Consider the following 14,163-nt stretch of genomic DNA (forward strand, 5'->3'; position numbering starts at 1 on the left):
GATGCCGTGGCCATCAGTCCCCCGTTTCCGCCCTGTCCGCCGTATCCCGGCGGCGCTCCCGAGGACGGCGAGCTCAGGCACGCGCACTGGTGGCAGCACAGGTGGGTGCGGTACGGCGCGCTCGTCACGCTGCTCGTGCTGTCCGGGCTGGTCATCCTCGCGCTGGTGCGCGAGCAGACCGGCACGGAAGGCTTCCTGGTCGGGCTCGGGCTCGCCGTGCTGCCGGTGCCGCTGCTGGTCGCCGCCTTCCGGTGGCTCGACCGGGTCGAGCCGGGACCCTGGCGGAACCTGGTCTTCGCCTTCGCCTGGGGCGCGTGCGCGGCGGCGCTGATAGCCATCGTCGCCAACAGCTTCGCCACCAGATGGATAGCCACCGCGACGGCCGACCCCTCCAGCGCGGACACCCTGGGCGCGACCGTCATAGCGCCGGTCGTCGAGGAGTCCGCCAAGGCGGCGGCCGTCCTGCTCGTGTTCCTCTTCCGCAGGCGGGACTTCACCGGGATCGTCGACGGCGTGGTCATAGCCGGGGTCACCGCCACCGGCTTCGCCTTCACCGAGAACATCCTCTACCTCGGCACCGCCTTCGGCACCGACCAGCTCACGGGTGACACCGGCATCGCCTCCGTCACCGCCGCGACGTTCTTCGTGCGCGTCATCATGTCGCCCTTCGCGCATCCCCTGTTCACCGTGCTGACCGGCATCGGCTTCGGCATCGCCGCGCTCTCCGGGGTCCGTCGGCCCGTTCGGCGTGTGCTGCTCCCCCTGTGCGGGCTGCTTCTCGCGATGGGCATGCACGCCCTGTGGAACGGCTCGTCGACGTTCGGCGAGTTCGGCTTCTTCGCGGTGTACGCGGCGATCATGGTGCCCGCGTTCGGACTGCTGACCTGGCTGGTGGTGTGGACCCGGCAGCGGGAGCTGCGCACCGTCCAGGAGGAGCTGCCCGTCTACGCGGCCGCCGGATGGCTCACCCCGGCCGAGCCGTACGCGCTCGCGTCCATGCGGGCCCGTCGCCTGGCCAGGAAGTACGCCGGCCGCCACCTGGGCAGGCCGGCGGCGCGGGAGGTGGCGCGCTACGAGGCGTACGCGACGTCTCTCGCGTTCCTGCGGCACCGGGGCCGACGAGGCCGGGCCGACGCCGACTTCGTCGTCCGGGAAGGGGAGTTGCTGAACGAGCTGTGGCGCCGCAAGGACGTCGCCCGTCCCGCGCTGGACCACGCGGCACGGATGACGGCCCCTCCGGTACGGGTGGCTCCGCCGCCCTGGCCGGTGTACGGGGCGTACGGGTACGGCCCCGGTCCCGGCCAGGCCCCTCCGTACGGCCAGGTCCCCGGTCCCGGACCGGGATACGGGTACGGACAGGGGTACGGCTACGGGTATCCGGCGGGCCCGACGCCCGGGAACCCGGCAGGGCCGGCCCCCGGCCGTCCCTCAGGCCACGGCGGGTACGGCGGCCAAGCGGGGTACGGCGGGCACGATCACGCGGGGTACGGCTACCCAGCGGCCCCGAACCCCTCCCCCAACCCCTACCACTAGCCACAGCCACAGGTACAGCCACAGCCCTCGGTCCTGCCCTCCGTCCCAGCCCCGCCTGCCAGGCAGCACCGGGCCGAGCCGCGGTGGGTCGGGGCGGTCCCGGTCGGGTGGGGTGGGGTCGAGTCAGGGTGGGCAGATCAGGCCGAAGCCTCCGTCAGCCGGGTGATCTCCGCGCTCGTGAGTTCCAGGTCCGCCACACCCAGCAGCGCCGGCAGCTGTTCGGCCGTCCGCGCGGAGGCGATCGGTGCGGCCACGGTCGGCTGTGCGGCGAGCCAGGCGAGGGCGACCGTGGCGACCTGGGCGTCGCGGGCCTGGGCGATCTCGTCCAGGGTGGTCAGGACCCGGCGGCCCCGCTCGGTGTCGAGGTGCTTGGCGGCGCCGGCGGAGCGGGCGCTCTCCACCGTCGCACCGGGCCGGTACTTGCCGGTGAGGAATCCGGAGGCCAGCGAGAAGTACGGCACGGCGGCGAGGCCGAAACGGGCGGCGAGGTCCTGCAGGCCGCCCTCGTAGGTGTCACGCGAGACCAGGTTGTAGTGGGGCTGCAGGGCGACGTACCGGGCCAGGCCCTCCCGGTCGGAGAACTCCAGGGACTCCTGGAGGCGTTCGGGGGAGATGTTGGAGGCGGCGATGTGGCGCACCTTGCCCGCCTTCACCAGCTCGTCGAGCGCGCCGATGATCTCCTCGACGGGCACCTCGGTCTTGTCGAAGTGCGTGTAGTACAGGTCGATGCGGTCGGTGCCCAGCCGACGGAGGGAGGCGTCCGCGGCGGCCTTGATGTTCCCGGCGGACAGGCCGGGGAACTCGGGGTGCTGGCTGACCTTGGTGGCGATGACGAGGTCGTCGCGGTTGCCGCGCTGCTTCAGCCAGTTGCCGATGACGGTCTCGGACTCGCCGCCCGAGTTGCCCTCGGCCCAGGAGGAGTAGGAGTCGGCGGTGTCGAGGAAGTTGCCGCCGGCGGCCGCGTAGGCGTCGAGCACGGCGAAGGAGGACGCCTCGTCCGCCGTCCAGCCGAAGACGTTGCCGCCGAGGGAGAGCGGGAAGACCTCGAGGTCGGAGGAGCCGAGTGTGCGAAGGGAAGTCATGTGTCATCTCAACGGTCACACGGGCCACGCCCATTCCACGCGGCCTGCGAAGAACGCGTGAACGGCGTGTGGCCCGACAGACCGGCAGCCCTGACGTCGGGGGTGGCCGTCAGGGCTGCCGGGGACCGGTCAGGGTTCCCCGATGAGGTCGTACGGAGTGCCCCGCGTCGTACGGGTGTCCCGCGCCGTACGGAGTCTCCCCGAAGGGACGTCTCCCGGACGTCTCCGGGACGTCTTCGGGAGTTCTCCGGGACGCCTCAGGCACGTCTCAGGGGTTGAGGCCCTTGCTGCGCAGCCACGCCGCCGGGTCGATGCCTTCGGAGCTGCCACCCGGGTGGACCTCGAGGTGGAGGTGGGCGCCGGTGACGTTTCCGGTCGCGCCCACGCGGCCGATCACATCGCCGGTGGCGACCTTCTGGCCGACGCTGACGTTGATCGACGACTGGTGGCAGAACCAGAGCTCGGTGCCGTCGTCCAGCGTGAGGATGGTGCGGTAGCCGTAGGAACCGGCCCAGCCCGCCTCGGTGATGGTGCCGCTGTGGACGGCCTTGATGAGCGTGCCCGTGGGCGCGGCGAAGTCGAGACCGGTGTGGTACCCGGAGGACCACAGGGAACCGGCCTGGCCGAAGGTCGAGGTGATCGTGTACGAGGAGGTCGGCAGCGTGTACTGCTTGGCCAGTTCGGCCAGGCGCGCGGCCTCGGCCTTCTCGGCTGCCTCCTCGGCGGCCTTCTTCTTCGCGGCGGCGGCCTCGGCCTCCGCCTCCTTCTCGGCCTTGGCGGCGGCGTCGGCCTCGGCCTTCTTGGCGGCCTCGGCGGCCTTGACCTCGAACTGGGTCTGCTGCGACTCGGCCTGCGCCATGATCCGGCTGCGGAGGGCCTCGCCGGCGTCGGCGGCGCTCTCCTCGGTGTCGACGGCGGTCTCGGACCCGAAGCTCGCCAGGGCGGGCGCGGCTTCCTGGGCGGGGTCCTCGTCGGAGATGAGGGAGCCCACGTTGGGCATGTCCGGCATCGAGATGGAGACCGGGGCCTTGCCGGTGTTGGCGCTCGCCATTCCGCCCGCGCTGACGGCGGCGATGACGCCGACGCCGAGGACGGTGGAGCTGCGGGCGAACCCGCCGCCGCGCTGCTTGGCGACCCGGTGCTTGCCCCGGACCGGGCGAACGGACTCCGCGGTGGGGTTCCATTCCTCCCAGGGGCCCTCGTCGGTGCGGTAGCCGCCGTAGCCGAAGGTCTCGGTGGACCGCTGGCTCGGCGCGTACGGGGCCTCGGGGGCAGGCGGGTTGGACGCCACGCGGGCGCGCTCCTTTCCTTCCGTCGCCTACCGGGTTAGCTGACGGGTTCGGAGCGGGAAGGTCTCCTACGCGCGTATACCGACCGTGGACTCTGCGAGTTCACGGTGACTTCCGCGCGATTCACCCCAAGTTGGTGGTTCCCCGGTTCCCTTGCGGGATTCGGCGCGTGCGCACGGAGCCGACTCTGGTGCCGGCTGGGACGACCGCGCTGCGTTATCGAACGTTAATAGACCCAGGGGTGGGTTTCCAAGCTGTTCTGCTTGATCAACAACATTTCCGGCCTGGACTTTCGGGCCACCAGCGGTGAAAAACGGGCGAGTTGACCTGCCTGCCGCACACCTCGGCAGTCACAGGCGTTTTGATGGCGACTCAACCTTGATGCGCAGGGCGGTCACCTGGTCACCATGCGTAAGAAAGTGAGGGGGAAAGGTGGGCGCGAGGCATACGAGACGGAATACACCGAGGGCCGGAACCCTGTTGGATTCCGGCCCTCGGCCTTCAGTAGCGGGGACAGGATTTGAACCTGCGACCTCTGGGTTATGAGCCCAGCGAGCTACCGAGCTGCTCCACCCCGCGTCGTTGTGACTCCAGTGTACGTCATCTGCGGGAGGTGAAACACCACGGTTGACCGCGGCCTCACGCCAGGTGCCGGTTCGGTGCCTTCGCCCGCTCCTCGTACTCCGGCAGCACGACGACGTCGACGCCCGCGGCCGTCAGCATTCCGGTGCCGTCCGCCGCCGTCACGAAGGTGTCCGGCTCGCGCCAGGCCGTGACCACCCGGCGCACGCCCGCGTCGAGGATGAGCCGAGCGCAGGGCGAGGGGCGCGAGGAACGGCGGGCGCAGGGTTCGAGGCTGCTGTAGACGGTGGCCGTGGGCAGCCGCGGGTCGGCGGGGTCGAGCTTGGCGAGGGCCGCCTCCTCGGCGTGCACGACCGGGTCGCCCCCCTCGCGGGAGTGGCCGCGTGCCAGTTCCGTGCCGTCGGCGGCCACGATCACCGCCCCGACGCTGAAGGCGGTCCGCGAGGGCGGGCACAGCTCGGCGAGCTCGCAGGCGAGGGACAGCCAGTGCCGGTCGGCCGCGGCGGGCAGCGGTCCGGCGCCGGGTGCGGTGGGCTCGTAGCGGTTCAGGACGACGTCCTCGATGCGCCGGGTCTCCACCAGGCGCAGACGTCCGCCCTGGTAGCCGCCCGGCCCGAACAGGCGGGGGGCGTCCGGGTCGCCGACGAACAGGGGGGCGACGACGAGCTGGAGTTCGTCGGCGAGGCCCTGCTGGAGCAGCTGGGTGTGGACGGTGCCGCCGCCCTCGACCATGAGACGGCGTACGCCGAGGACGTCGTGGAGGTGTTCGAGGAGGCGGCGCCAGTCGAGTTCGGGGCCGAGCGGGACGACGTCCGCGGCGATGCCGAGGGCGCGGGCCCGCTCGGCGCCCTTCTCCGTGGTGTAGACGGCCTTCTCGCCGCCGGTGTGCCAGAAGTTGGCCTTCGGGTCCAGGTCGCCGGAGCCGCTGACGGTGACCTTGAGGGGGTACGGCGGCAGTCCTGCGGCGACGCGGGCGGCGCGGCGCTCGGGGGAGTTCACGAGGAGCCGCGGATTGTCGGCGCGGATCGTGCCGGCGCCGATGAGGATGGCGTCCACGGAGGCCCGTACCTCGTCGACGCGGTCGAAGTCGGCGCGGCTGGACAGCAGCAGGCGCTCGGGCGTGGTGTCGTCCAGGTAGCCGTCGAGGGAGACGGCTGCGGACAGCAGGACGTACGGGTACGGCATCGGCGTGCTCCCCGGGCTCGGTCCGACGGCGGCTGGTGTGACGGTGGTCCCGCGACGGCACTCTTGGTTCAAGTTTGAAACAAACTTACACTGGCCGCATGACGACTCGTTGGCTCACCCCCGAGGAGCAGCGCGCCTGGCGCGCCTACGTGGCCGGGTACCTCCTCCTGGAGGACGCGATCGACCGGCAGCTCCAGCAGGAAGCCGGCATGCCCCACCTGTATTACTCCATCCTCGCCAACCTCTCCGAGACCCCGGAGCGGCGGCTGCGGATGACCGACCTCGCGGAGCAGCTGAAGATCACCCGCAGCAGGCTGACCTACGCGGTGTCCCGGCTGGAGAAGGACGGGCTGGTGCGACGCGAGGAATGCCGCTGGGACAAGCGCGGCAGCGTGGCGGTCCTGACGGACGAGGGCATGGCGGTCCTGCGGAAGGTCGCGCCCGGCCACGTCGAGACCGTCCGCGCCGGCCTGTTCGACCGGCTCACGCCAGAGCAGGTGGGGCAGCTGGCGGAGATCTTCACGCAGGTCGCCCGAGGGTTCCAGGGGGACGGCGGCGACGAGGCCGCACCCGAGGACCTCCCGTGGCGCCGCCGCTCAACACCCTGCAGCGGCCCCTCCGGACCTTCCCAGCCCTCAGAGCCCACCGAGCCCTCCTAGCCCGCCGGGCCTGCCAAGCCTGCCGAGTCCCCTGAGCCTCCTCAGCCCTCCGAGCCGTCGCCCCCCCCGGGCCCCGCACCCCGGCGCATAGCGATCGGGGCGCTTCGTGGGCGGGCGCATCGTGAGCCGTGCCACAAAGCAGTTGCTTCAACTTTAAAGCACGAGGTAGGGTCTCGCTTCGTCGGATCTGCTTCAAATCTGAAACAGCGACCGGCCTGGCACCACCCTGTCATCGCCCTCCGGACCCGGGAGACCCGCATGCCCGCCACCCCCGCCGCCACCCCGCGCGCCCGCGTCCGAGTACCGCTGCGCTTCCCCGACGGCTACTCCGTGAACGCCGAACTGGTCACCTTCCACGGTCTGGCCGACGGCCAGGAGCACGTCGCCGTCGTCCTCGGCGAGCCCGCGCCCGGCGCCACCCCGCTGGTGCGGCTGCACTCCGAGTGCCTCACCGGCGACGTCTTCGGCTCCGCCCGCTGCGACTGCGGGCCGCAGTTGCGCGAGGCGGTCGAGCGCATAGCCGTGACGGGCGGGGTGCTGCTCTACCTCCGCCAGGAGGGCCGCGGCATCGGCCTCTACAACAAGCTCGACGCGTACGCCCTCCAGGACCAGGGCCTGGACACCTACGAGGCGAACGCCGCCCTCGGCCTGCCCGAGGACGACCGCGACTACACGGCCGCCGCCCAGATGCTGCGCGCCCTGGGCATCACGAGCCTGGACCTCCTGTCCAACAACCCGGACAAGGCCGACCAGCTGCGAGGGCTGGGCATCGACGTCCACGACCGTGTCCCGACGGGCGTGTTCACCACCCCGCACAACGTCCGCTACCTGCGCGCGAAGGTCCTGCAGACCCAGCACACGCTGCCGCTGGCCGATCTCACCGTGATCGGCGTGGGCTGACCGCGGACGGCCCGAACGGCCCGTCCAGCGCGGCCCACTGGAGCAGCATGATGGTCTTGGCGTCCGCGATCGCACCGGTGCGGACGAGGTCGAGGGCCTCGGCGAAGGGCAGTTCGACGACGGTGATGTCCTCGCCCTCCGCCGGCACGCCCGCGGTGTCGACGCCGGGGACGGAGGCGTCGTAGGGGGCGGCGAAGAAACTGAGGCGCTCCGTGACCGAGCCCGGACTCATGAACGCGTCGAACACGTGCTGGACGTCGTGAACGGTGCGTCCGGTCTCCTCCGCCGCCTCCCTGCGGATGGCCTCCTGCGGGTCGTCGCCGTCCAGGAGTCCGGCGGCGGTCTCCAGCAGCATGCCGTCGGGGTGCCCGTTGACGTAGGCGGGCAGCCGGAACTGACGGGTCAGCAAGACCGTGCGCCGGTCGGGGTCGTAGAGCAGGATCGTCGCGCCGTCGCCCCGGTCGTAGGTCTCGCGCCGCTCGCGGCTGACGTGGCCGTCGCCGTGGCGGTAGTCGAAGGTGGTGCGGCGCAGGACGGACCAGTCACAGGCGAGAACCTCCACATTCAGGATGCGGACACGGTCGTTGCCGGTCAGGTCGCGTCCCTGCTGGTCGAGCCCGGTACGGCCGCGGGCGTCGGGCGTGTCGATCCCGGCGGTCATCGCAGGCCCGCGGGCCGCGCGTCGGGAACCTCGGCCGGCTCGCGGTAGATCCGCTTGCCCTGCTCGCGGGCCCGCTCGACCATCCGGTCCGCTCCCTGCGAGGGGCCGCCGATGCGCAGGACCGCGTCGCAGCGGTCCAGCAGACGTTCGGCGACGGGATGGAAGAGCTCCTCGAAGAGCGGGTCGCCGGGCCCGGCGGCGCCCGCCGTCTCCAGCAGGGGCAGCGCGAGCGCCTCGCCGGTGACGGGCAGATGCCCGGCACGGAACAGGACGAGGGCTGCCTCGTTCATGGCCCGGACGTTGGCCGCGAGCTTCACGGCGTCGTCGCCGGCGCCCGAGCGGTACGGGCCGGCGACCAGGATCATCAGCGGTGTCACGGTCTTTCTCCCAGGCAGGACTGAGGGGCTACGGGACTCAGGGGCTACGGGACTCAGGGGGCCCGGCGCGGGTCTAGGCCAGGCGGGTGTCGACGCCCGCCTCGTTCAGGGCTTCCAGGGTCCGGGGGCCGCCGGGATGGGTGCCGGGGTCGGCCGCTGCGGCGTCGGTGACGAACGTGTGCACGGCGTCCAGCGGAGCGACCTGACTGAACGCGCGCACGCCCAGCTTGGTCGCGTCGGCCACGGCGACCGTACGGCCGGCCTGGCCGAGCCCCGCCTGCTTGACGGCCGCGTCCTCCAGCGAGAACTCCGACCAGCCGTGCACGGCGTGCACTCCGCCGATCGACATCACGAACACGTCGAAGGCCAGAGCCTCCAGAGTGCGCAGGGCCAGCGGCCCGACGAGGGAGCGCTCGCCGGGGCGGGAGCGCCCGCCGACGACCAGCAGCTCGATCCCGGGCCGGTCGGCGAGTCGCACCGCCGCCTGCAGACTGAGCACCGCGACGGTCAACGGGCCCCGCGCGGCGAGGTGTTCGGCCACGTGCACGGTCGTGGTCCCGGCGTCCAGCAGCACCCGCGACCCCGCCTCGACCAGCCCGGCGACGGCCGCTCCGAGCCGGTCCTTGGTGGTCGCCCGCCACGCCTGCCGCGCCTCGAAACCGCCGCCCTCCTCGCGCGCCCGCCCGGCCACGGCGCCGCCGTGCACCCGCCGCACCAGCCCCCGGCGCTCCAGCGCGTCCAGGTCCCTGCGCACGGTCATCTCCGAGACGCCGAGCCGCTGAGCGAGCTCGGCGACGGATACCCGCCCCTGCCCCTGAACCTGGCCCTGCTCTCGTCCCTGCCCCTGCACGAGTCGGAGGGTCAGGTCGAGTCGGTCGGCGACATCCATGACGCCATTTCTACCACGCTGATGTGCGAACGAACATCGACATGTTCGCCACGAGGTCCCGGACACGACGACGCCCCCAGCTCGAAGTTCCTCCGAGCTGGGGGCGTTTCGGTAGGCCCTGTGGGACTCGAACCCACAACCAATGGATTAAAAGTCCACTGCTCTGCCAATTGAGCTAAGGGCCCAGGCGATGTTGCCTCCCCGAGCATAGCCGGACGTGGCCGTGTCTCCGATCGGGTATCTGAGACACGGCCACGTCGCGGCCCTCACGCGAGGGGAAGAGGTCACCGATCCGGCAGTTCGTCGGGCGCGCCCACGCGGGCCGCCTCGCGGGCGATGGTCCGTTCGTGCTCGGGGTTGAGGAACCAGTTCCGGGCCGAGACCTGCCACCACACCCCCGCGAAGCCCAGGACGACCAGGACGGCGACCGGGGCGTAGTTGAAGGTCTCCCAGGTGACCGGGGAGACCTGCGGCAGCATGAACAGGACCGTGATGACGGCCACCCACGCCACCGACACCACGCCGATCGCTCTGGACCAGCGGCCCAGGTGCCAGGGACCCCGCTCGAACGCCTCGCCCCTGCGCAGGCGCAGCAGCGTCGGGATGACGTACGCGATGTACAGGCCGATGACGGCGATCGACGTGACGGCCGCGTACGCGGTCACGTTGATCAGGTACGGCAGGCCCAGCACCAGCGCGCCGCCGGCCGCCAGCCAGACCGCCGCGACGGGCGTGCGGGTGCGCGGGCTGACCGTGTGCCAGACGTGGGAGAAGGGCAGAGCCCCGTCCCTGGAGAACGCGTAGATCATGCGGCTGTTGGCGGTCACCGACGCCATCCCGCAGAACAGCTGGGCGCCGATCACCACCAGCAACAGCAGCTTGCCGGCGGTCGCGCCGAGCGCGTCGAGCAGGATCTGCGCGGGCGGCGCTCCGGTCGGCGAGCCGAGCGCGGCGTCGTAGGACTGGATGGCGTAGGTGAAGCCGAGCAGGAGGACGAAGCCGGCTATCCACGAGGTCCAGATGGACCGCACGATCCCCTGCGGGCCGGCCGTCGACGCGTCGTGCGTCTCCTCGGTCATGTGCGCGGAGGCGTCGTAGCCCGTGAAGGTGTACTGGGCCATCAGCAGGCCGAGGAGCACGACGTACACCCCGCTGCCCCAGCCCGTGTTGTTGACGAACTCGCCGAACACGAAGGACGTCGACTGGTGCTTGTCGGGGACGAAGGCCAGCGCCCCCACGATGACGCCCACGCCCAGCACGTGCCACCACACGCTGACGCTGTTGAGCAGGGCGACGATCCGCACCCCGAAGGTGTTCAGCAGGCCGTGCAGCACCAGGATCGCGGCGAAGAGCAGGACCGTCCGGCCCGGCGTCACCTCGAAGTCGAACTGCAGGTTCAGGTACGCGCCGAGGAAGGACGCGGCCCCGAAGTCGATGCCGGCGGTCACCGCGACCTGGCCCAGCACGTTGAACCAGCCCGTGAACCAGGCCCAGGCCGCCGCCGATCGCGGGGGCGCGAGCCGGTGCGCCCAGAAGTACAGGCCGGCCGAGGTCGGGTACGCCGAACAGATCTCGGCCATGGCCAGGCCGACGAACAGGGTCATCAGACCCACGGCGACCCAGCCCCAGGTGATCACCGCCGGGCCGCCCGTGTTCATGCCGAACAGGTACAGCGTCAGACAGCCCGACAGGACCGAGATGATCGTGAAGGAGACCGCGTAGTTGGAGAACGCCGACATGCGGCGGGCGAGAACCTGCGTGTAACCGAGCTGGGCCAGCCGCTCTTCGTCCGAGAGATTCCCGGGGGAGCGCCCGCCCGCTGTGCCGTCATCTGTCATGCCCCCAGCAATTCCCTTGCGGAGGGCGTGACACACGTCACAACTTGGCTAGAAAATGCCCTTGTAGCCCTGCCAGCCGGAGCCGATCTTCACGCGCGAGGTGAAGGAGCCCCTCCCGTTGCCGGGAATCCGGTAGAGCGCCCCGGCCGTGTCCCGCGCGACCAGGTCAGCCGTCCCGTCCCCGGTGATGTCGCCGACGCCGACGACCGCGTTGTACGGAGCGCCCCAGCCGGCGAACAGCTTCACACCCGAGCCGAAGGTCCCCCTCCCGGTCCCGTAGAACCGGTACAGGTTGTTCGCCTTGTCCTGCGCGAGCAGGTCGCCGACGCCGTCGCCGTTCAGGTCCCCGGCCCCGACGACCCTCTTGTACGTCTTCCAGTTCGCGTACAGCTTCACGCCGGACGCGAACCTCCCCGCGGCGGTCCCCTTGTAGAGGTACACCGCGCCCGTCGTGGCGTTGCGGGCGATCAGGTCCGGACGGCCGTCCCCGCTCACGTCGCCCGGCGAGGTGAGCACGTCGAACTGGTTCCAGCCGGAGGTGGCGAGGGTGGCGTACGGCGTCGACGGGGTGATCGCCTTCCCGCACGCCTGCTTGTACAGACGCAGCGCCCCGCTGCTCAGCCGCACCAGGACGTCGTTGCAGCCGTCCCCGTACAGGCCGCCGTTGAGATCGCCGAGCGGTACTGCCGTGACGGACGCGGGCCATCCGCCGCCGGCTGCCTTGCCGGAGAAGGTGCCGTTCCCCGTGCCCTGCTGGAACGCCAGCGTGCCCGAGGAGGTGAGGGTCAGCAGGTCGCCGACGCCGTCCGGCAGCGCCCCAGGACCCACGAAGTCGCGGAACACCGGTCGGCCGTTCACCTGCCGGACCGTTCCCCGTAGGTCCAGCGGGTCGCCGGAACCGTCCGCGGGGACGATCGAGAGGGTCCAGCCGTACCGGCCGTTGGGCAGGCCCAGCCCGAGGCCGCCCGAGACCCATCTGGCTCTCAGGGGCCCGCGCACCGGGCCGCCGTCCGTACCGGAAACCACCTTTCCGGTCGCCTCGCTGCGCACGGTCAGGCTCCAGCTGGCGGCCGGCTTCGACAGCAGCACGGAGGTCACCGGGCCCGTGCTGCCCGAGACCTGGGCCGCGTTCCGCGGCGCGCTCAGCGCACGCAGCGGCTGCTGTGCCACCCCGGACGGCACCAGGTGCACCTGTTCCCCGTCGTCCACGTAGGCCGCGTTCGCACCCGACTCGTCGACCGTCCAGCGCACGTCCCGCTGCGACACCCCGGTGTCGGGCAGGTCGCCGATCACCCGGCTCGCGGGCGTGCCGTCGGCGACCGCCGTCAGGGTCAGCTTTCCGGCCCGCTTGTCGTGCGTGACGACGTATCCGTCGCCGAGCTCGGCCTCGTCGGCCGGGACCGCCACGGACTTCTCGGCCGTACGGTCGTACACCCCGGCCCTGTCGCCGCAGTTCCAGTAGAGCCAGCGGCCCAGCGCCTGGAGTTCGGTGGGCGTGCAGTCGGCGTCGACGGCGAGCGTCCCGGTGGTCTGCTTCGACGTCAGGTCGTACGCGGTGAGCGTGCCGGGGGTGGTCCCGGCCGTCCACAGGACGTCGCCGGAGAGGGCGGCGGGGCCGGGAGCGCGGGTGACGACCGGGGCGCCGTCGTCGCCGATCCTGTAGACGTTCTGCGTGCCGGGGCCCGTGTAGAGCAGGAACTCGCCGGAGACGTCCGTGATCCGCCCGCCCGGGGACAGCCCGGTGCGCTCCCAGAGGCCCCCGGTCTCCTCCGGTCCGTGAACCCTGATCCGATCGGTGCTCCCGTCGTGCTCGAGCCAGGCGATCCGGCCGTCCGCCGTGCCCCGGACCTGGGCGCAGGCGACGTCGGTGGCGGCGCAGGAGGCCATGCGGACATCGGTGGTGAACGCGCTGCGCTTGCCGAACAGGGGCGTGCCGGCCGGGGCGACGGTCCGGTTCCAGTCGGCGCGCAGACCGCCGGGCAGGAGGTCCATGCCGACAAGCCGGCCCTGGTCCAGGGACAGGCCCTGGATCTGCATCGGCGGTCGAGGCAGGGGCTTGACCAGCGTCACGACGGGCGGTGCGCCGTCCAGACCCGGGGTGATGCGCTGGATGCCCCGCTCCCCGGCGCCGGTGCCGATCTTCACGGCCGTGCCGCCGGGGCCGGCCGCGGTCCCGTACTGAGAGGTGCGCAGCAGGGTCACCGGCTCGCCGCCCGCGAGGGACTGCGCGGTCGTGGAGGCGACGCCGTTGATCAGCCAGTCGCCGACGACGGCCAGGTCGTGCGTGGCGTTCGCCCCGTCGCTGACGCCCTTCAACGCGACCTCGACGGGGGCGCCCGCCAGATCGCGCGGAAACACCAGGACCGTGGCCTTGTCGGGGGCGGCGACGACGACGTGCCCCCCGCCCAGTTCCACCTTGCTGTACGCCAGGGGGAGCGCGCCGCTCCAACCGCGCACCTCGCCGGTCGTCCGGTCCACGGCGGCGAGACCCGTCTGTCCGTCCACGGAGGCGCGGAAGTACAGCGTTGCCGCGTCCGCTCCGGCCGCCTGTCCCAGCTTGATGCCCGAGGGGCCGCCCGTGACCTTCAGGTCCGCGGTGGTCCCGGCGTCGCCCGGTGTCAGCAGGTGCAGGATCCGGTTGGCCGTGCCGTCGGCGCCGGTCACGCTCTCGTAGGCGATCGTCAGGTTGTCGTAGGACGTGAGGTAGCCGAGTCCGGCCGGGAGCCGCAGGGAGCGCATGGCGCCGTCGGCGGCGTCCCAGAAGTCGATCCGGCCGTCGGCGTACTTGTACGCGAGGACGTCGGTGCCGGTCGTCATCGGCGACGTTCCCGGAGGCGACGCCGGCACCTTCACGGACTCGCCGTCCGCGTAACGCGTCCACAGCAGGCCACCGCTGCCCTCCAGCGTGTGGAACACGCCCTGCGCTCCGGCGGCGTCGTGACCGCTGTGGGTGGACGACGCCCGGAACAGCGCGTCCAGGCCGTAGGAACGCAGTTCGGCCGGCACCACCGTCTCCGTCGGTGTGTCCGCGACCGCGGTGGACGGGAGCAGTGGGGTCAGGCCGGCCGCCAGGACGGCGGAGGCGGCGACCAGAGGCAGGCGCAGACGTACGAAGCCACGGTGGGCCGAGCGAGCCAAGAGAGTCCCTCCCCGGGAACGGAGACGGAC

General features: G+C 71.8%; 11 protein-coding genes, 2 tRNA genes and 1 riboswitch. Of the genes, 3 read left to right on the forward strand and 10 right to left on the reverse strand.

Annotated elements, in window-relative coordinates:
- Nucleotides 1-6 precede the first annotated feature (6 nt).
- Nucleotides 7-1,533 (forward strand): PrsW family intramembrane metalloprotease, encoded by a 1,527-nt coding sequence (locus ACZ7DE_RS28535; protein WP_470766112.1) that lies wholly within the window; start codon nt 7-9, stop codon nt 1,531-1,533.
- A 137-nt stretch (nt 1,534-1,670) separates the two neighbouring features.
- Here the strand turns inward: ACZ7DE_RS28535 and ACZ7DE_RS28540 are convergent, their stop codons facing one another.
- From ACZ7DE_RS28540 to ACZ7DE_RS28555, 4 genes are all read right to left on the reverse strand, one after another.
- Nucleotides 1,671-2,615: an aldo/keto reductase gene (locus ACZ7DE_RS28540; RefSeq protein ID WP_470766114.1), complete on the reverse strand. Its 945-nt coding sequence runs from the start codon at nt 2,613-2,615 to the stop codon at nt 1,671-1,673.
- 268 nt (nt 2,616-2,883) lie between these two features.
- Nucleotides 2,884-3,906, reverse strand: a complete 1,023-nt coding sequence (locus ACZ7DE_RS28545; protein WP_470766115.1) for a M23 family metallopeptidase — start codon at nt 3,904-3,906, stop codon at nt 2,884-2,886.
- A 9-nt stretch (nt 3,907-3,915) separates the two neighbouring features.
- Nucleotides 3,916-4,082: riboswitch (cyclic di-AMP (ydaO/yuaA leader) on the reverse strand.
- A gap of 327 nt (nt 4,083-4,409) precedes the next feature.
- Nucleotides 4,410-4,483, reverse strand: a tRNA-Met gene (locus tag ACZ7DE_RS28550).
- Between the two features lie 60 nt (nt 4,484-4,543).
- Complete coding sequence (locus ACZ7DE_RS28555; protein WP_470766117.1) at nt 4,544-5,671, reverse strand: dihydrofolate reductase family protein; 1,128 nt, start codon at nt 5,669-5,671, stop codon at nt 4,544-4,546.
- 98 nt (nt 5,672-5,769) lie between these two features.
- Between ACZ7DE_RS28555 and ACZ7DE_RS28560 the strand changes: the two genes are divergently transcribed.
- Both ACZ7DE_RS28560 and ACZ7DE_RS28565 read left to right on the forward strand, forming a co-directional pair.
- Entirely contained in the window at nt 5,770-6,330 is a 561-nt protein-coding gene (locus tag ACZ7DE_RS28560; RefSeq protein ID WP_470766118.1) for a MarR family winged helix-turn-helix transcriptional regulator, read from the forward strand.
- Nucleotides 6,331-6,588: 258 nt separating this feature from the next.
- On the forward strand, nt 6,589-7,230 hold the full coding sequence (locus tag ACZ7DE_RS28565) for a GTP cyclohydrolase II (RefSeq protein ID WP_470766120.1): 642 nt from the start codon (nt 6,589-6,591) through the stop codon (nt 7,228-7,230).
- On the opposite strand, the gene ACZ7DE_RS28570 is transcribed toward ACZ7DE_RS28565, so the two are convergent.
- From ACZ7DE_RS28570 to ACZ7DE_RS28595, 6 genes are all read right to left on the reverse strand, one after another.
- The gene (locus ACZ7DE_RS28570; protein WP_470766122.1) at nt 7,208-7,891 is read right to left on the reverse strand and encodes an NUDIX domain-containing protein; all 684 of its coding nucleotides are present in this window, start codon (nt 7,889-7,891) and stop codon (nt 7,208-7,210) included. The two genes, ACZ7DE_RS28565 and ACZ7DE_RS28570, sit on opposite strands and share 23 nt — an antisense overlap.
- Nucleotides 7,888-8,256, reverse strand: a complete 369-nt coding sequence (locus tag ACZ7DE_RS28575) for a DUF4406 domain-containing protein (protein WP_470766547.1) — start codon at nt 8,254-8,256, stop codon at nt 7,888-7,890. Before ACZ7DE_RS28575 ends, ACZ7DE_RS28570 begins: the two co-directional genes overlap by 4 nt.
- Nucleotides 8,257-8,341: 85 nt before the next feature.
- A complete protein-coding gene (locus ACZ7DE_RS28580; protein ID WP_470766124.1) occupies nt 8,342-9,157 on the reverse strand; it encodes a DeoR/GlpR family DNA-binding transcription regulator in 816 nt (271 codons plus the stop codon).
- Between the two features lie 112 nt (nt 9,158-9,269).
- Nucleotides 9,270-9,342, reverse strand: a tRNA-Lys gene (locus tag ACZ7DE_RS28585).
- Nucleotides 9,343-9,441: 99 nt separating this feature from the next.
- The gene (locus ACZ7DE_RS28590; RefSeq protein ID WP_470766126.1) at nt 9,442-10,995 is read right to left on the reverse strand and encodes an amino acid permease; all 1,554 of its coding nucleotides are present in this window, start codon (nt 10,993-10,995) and stop codon (nt 9,442-9,444) included.
- Nucleotides 10,996-11,043: 48 nt separating this feature from the next.
- Nucleotides 11,044-14,133 (reverse strand): FG-GAP repeat domain-containing protein, encoded by a 3,090-nt coding sequence (locus tag ACZ7DE_RS28595; RefSeq protein WP_470766128.1) that lies wholly within the window; start codon nt 14,131-14,133, stop codon nt 11,044-11,046.
- Between the last annotated feature and the right edge of the window lie 30 nt (nt 14,134-14,163).

The organism is Streptomyces sp. NPDC037083 (assembly GCF_055606485.1).